Genomic DNA, 2,004 nt, shown 5'->3' on the forward strand with positions numbered 1-2,004 from the left:
TCGCGTAAGGCAAGAAAGGGGTTACAGCAAGAATAGCGTCGCCAGCCCCAGGAAGATGAAGAACCCGCCACTGTCGGTCACAGCCGTGATCATCACACTCGCGCCCATCGCCGGGTCCCGCCCCAGTCGCGCCAGGGTCATCGGGATAAGCACGCCCATCAGCGCGGCCAGCAACAGGTTGAGGGTCATCGCTGCGGTCATCACCACCCCCAATGACCAGCTGCCATACAGCCAGAAAGCCACCGCACCGATCACCCCGCCCCACACCAGGCCGTTGATCAGCGATACCGCCAGCTCTTTACGCATCAAACGGCTGGTATTGCCCGGCGACACCTGATCCAGCGCCATGGCACGGACGATCATGGTGATGGTCTGGTTACCGGAGTTGCCACCAATACCGGCAACGATCGGCATCAACGCGGCCAAGGCCACCAGTTTTTCAATCGAACCCTCGAACACGCCGATCACCCGCGAAGCCAGAAACGCGGTAATCAGGTTGATCGCCAGCCAGGCCCAGCGGTTGCGGAACGAACGCCAGACCGAGGCGAAGATGTCTTCTTCTTCGCGCAGACCGGCCATGTTGAGGACTTCGCTCTCGCTTTCCTCACGAATCAGGTCGACCATTTCGTCGATGGTCAAACGGCCGATCAGGCGCTCGCTCTTGTCGACCACCGGCGCCGATACCAGGTCGTAACGCTCAAAGGCCTGCGCGGCATCGTAGGCATCTTCCTCGGGCTGGAAAGACACGGGGTCGGTCGCCATGACCTCCGCGACTTTCTTCTCCGGGTCGTTGACCAACAGGCGCTTGATCGGCAACACCCCTTTGAGGATGCCGTCGTAATCGACCACGAACAGTTTGTCAGTATGGTTGGGCAGTTCTTTGAGGCGGCGCAGGTAGCGCAGCACCACTTCCAGGCTGACGTCTTCGCGGATGGTGACCATCTCGAAGTCCATCAGCGCACCGACCTGCTCCTCGTCGTAGCTCAGCGCGGAACGCACCCGCTCGCGTTGCTGGGCATCCAGCGTTTCCATCAGCTCGTGGACAACGTCACGCGGCAACTCAGGCGCCAGGTCAGCCAGTTCGTCGGCGTCCATTTCCTTGGCCGCCGCCAGCAGCTCGTGGTCGTCCATGTCGGCAATCAGCGACTGACGTACGGAGTCGGAGACTTCGAGCAGGATGTCGCCGTCGCGATCCGAGCGCACCAGCTGCCAGACCGTCAGGCGGTCTTCCAGGGGCAAGGCTTCGAGGATGTAGGCGACGTCGGCGGGGTGAAGGTCATCGAGCTTGCGCTGCAACTCGACGAGGTTCTGGCGGTGGACCAGGTTCTCGACCAGGTCGTTGTGCGCACCTTCCTGGCGGTGGGTCAGGTCTTCGACCACACGCTGGCGCTGCAGCAACTCGATCACCTGGGCCAGGCGATCCTGCAGGCTGTCCTGTGCTTTTTTTACTTCTACTTCGGTCATAGGCGAACTCCACTCCCAGCAGCGGAGCACGCCGGGAGAATCAATCGGTCAGATCTTTCGGTATGAATCGTGTTAGCGAGTAACTACTGGGTAAGTCCATGGTGGTTTTCCACAAGCCCCGGCGGGGCTGACGGGCGCAATCATACACTGCTAAAGCTGTCAGATCGCTTAAATTTTTGGCTAGAACAATCGTTTGCGCGATAAAGCTGGGACAACGCACGAAGCCAACAGTGCGACGGTTGTCATGGGTACGAGAGCACATTGAATTTCGCATATGTCGCGGCAGTGCGGCCTTGGGGCTGCGAAGCGCCCCGGCCACGGCACAACCTTTACAGGAAAGCTTAGATGGCCATGGTCGACAATTCTGTGACACGCAGAAACAAAAAGCCCGCTCTGTTGAGCGGGCTTTTTGATGGGGTATGGCGGACTCAGCAGGATTCGAACCTGCGACCGCTCGGTTCGTAGCCGAGTACTCTATCCAGCTGAGCTATGAGTCCGTGATGGTAGTTTTAGACCAGATTACCACTGGTTGACTGAAGT

General features: G+C 59.4%; 1 protein-coding gene and 1 tRNA gene. Both read right to left on the minus strand.

Annotation, left to right across the window (positions count from 1 at the left end; genetic code table 11):
• Positions 1–21: 21 nt before the first annotated feature.
• Complete coding sequence (gene mgtE, locus APH30_RS26945) at positions 22–1,464, minus strand: magnesium transporter (protein WP_009681472.1); 1,443 nt, start codon at positions 1,462–1,464, stop codon at positions 22–24.
• 420 nt (positions 1,465–1,884) lie between these two features.
• Positions 1,885–1,961 (minus strand) — tRNA-Arg (locus APH30_RS26950).
• Positions 1,962–2,004 lie beyond the last annotated feature (43 nt).

The organism is Pseudomonas sp. NBRC 111127 (assembly GCF_001320345.1).
In the GTDB taxonomy this organism is placed as follows: Bacteria; Pseudomonadota; Gammaproteobacteria; order Pseudomonadales; family Pseudomonadaceae; genus Aquipseudomonas; species Aquipseudomonas juntendi.